We start from the raw sequence: 1,554 nt of genomic DNA, 5'->3' as shown, positions 1-1,554 counted from the left end.
TATTTCCATTTTAAGTTGCATTTTCTGCCTATTATATTTCGTGTACGTTTTAAATTATCGCTAATCGCTTACAAAATAACTCGAGGACTTGCCCCTAAATACCTTGAGGAAGTTTTTCAAAGGTATTCTCCAAAACTATCCCATAGAGGAACGAAGAGAATGAAAGGAAAAATAATACAACAAGCGTCGTAACTCCTCGCACCCTATTCGGGTATATTTCCTTGAAGAGCTAGCATGATCGCTTCTAGGGAAGAATAGCCTCTATATCTCATAGATTTGACGTAGCTTGAAATTCTGACGAAAAACCGCGCATACTCTTCCTTTCTAAATGTTCCCGAAACCTTTTGTTTAAGTTTGGAGTCTCTAAGGTCCCGCTCAGATCGATTATTGGTAAAATCCACCTCCTTGACTTGTGCAAACAGTAGAACAGAATGTTCGTATTCGTAAAGCCTCAGCCAAAGGTTTTGAGCGTCGGTGTGCTTCGGACGTCCGCGCTTTCCTGTCGGTTCAGGGAAAGGTGGGAGTTCCTGCTTTGCCCTTGTCAGTGCATTCCTATACCTGGATTGAAGGCGAGCGAACTCCCGTGCTGTCAAGACGCGCTTTTTTTGTCGATTTGCTACCGTGTAAGCCGCCTCCTGAAGGATCTTTTTCATTTTCGTAGCCCACTTGTAGCCAACAGAATCCTCTACAAACTTCAGCTCTCGCAACAGATGTGCGCCGCACAACCCATGATCAACATGATCATAAGAAAGATAGCTTGCCCAGCTGTCATGCACGAGCGTACCGCCATACTTGGGGATAATCCCGATGTCTTCAATTGCTTCTCCCCCGCGCTTTGAATGGAGAAACTTTAACGTTGTCTCTCCATAACTATAGGAGTGAATCCAATAGTTTTTCTTATCGACTTTTAGCGATGTTTCGTCGCAGTAAATGACCGGAGATCTCAATATCCGCTTAATTTCTCGTCGTTCCCAACCTTTCAACGCCTCACCCAATTGTGAAACATATTTAAGCATCACGGCTTGAGAGATGCATCTGCCGATCAATCCTCTAAAGTGCTCCTGCACACGCTCAAGAGAAATCATTTGTATCATCAAGAAGTTTATAATACTGGCCTTGATGCCAATCCCATACTGAACTTTACCATCCATTCCATCTGGAAACTTGCCCTTGTTTTCATGACAACAGGAAGGACAGTCTTTAACCTCAGACTGAACAGTATGCTCTGTAATCTCGTAAATAATGTCGATCTTGGTCCGCTCTTCGACGGAGGTTACTTCGACATTGTTGAGGCTTGATCCACACTTTGCACAGCTGGAAGCTGACACCACAGCCGAAGTAGCCACTTTCCGAGAGTTCTCAAGTTGTGCGCCTTTTTTGTTGCGATCGTGATCCTGCTTGTTTCTATTGCCGTTAGGGCCACTATTTCTTGATGGCGGAAGGCCGCTGTTGGCAGAGTTCTTTCGCGTCTTTTTCTCTAGAAGTACAGTAACAATGATATTCAATACGGCCATCAATGACTCTACCGCAGCTTTAACACCTGGCGGAACGTCT

The 1,554-nt window shown here is 44.4% G+C and carries 1 protein-coding gene; it reads right to left on the bottom strand.

What is annotated here, in order from left to right:
* Nucleotides 1–203: 203 nt before the first annotated feature.
* Nucleotides 204–1,554: IS66 family transposase (locus tag HRU21_13585; protein NRA43314.1), on the bottom strand; the 1,351-nt coding region annotated here is incomplete at its 5' end.

It is taken from the genome of Pseudomonadales bacterium, assembly GCA_013215025.1.
GTDB lineage: Bacteria > Pseudomonadota > Gammaproteobacteria > Pseudomonadales > DT-91 > DT-91.
The sequence above is the reverse complement of the archived record's forward strand: the minus strand, read 5'-3'. Positions and strand labels throughout refer to the sequence as shown.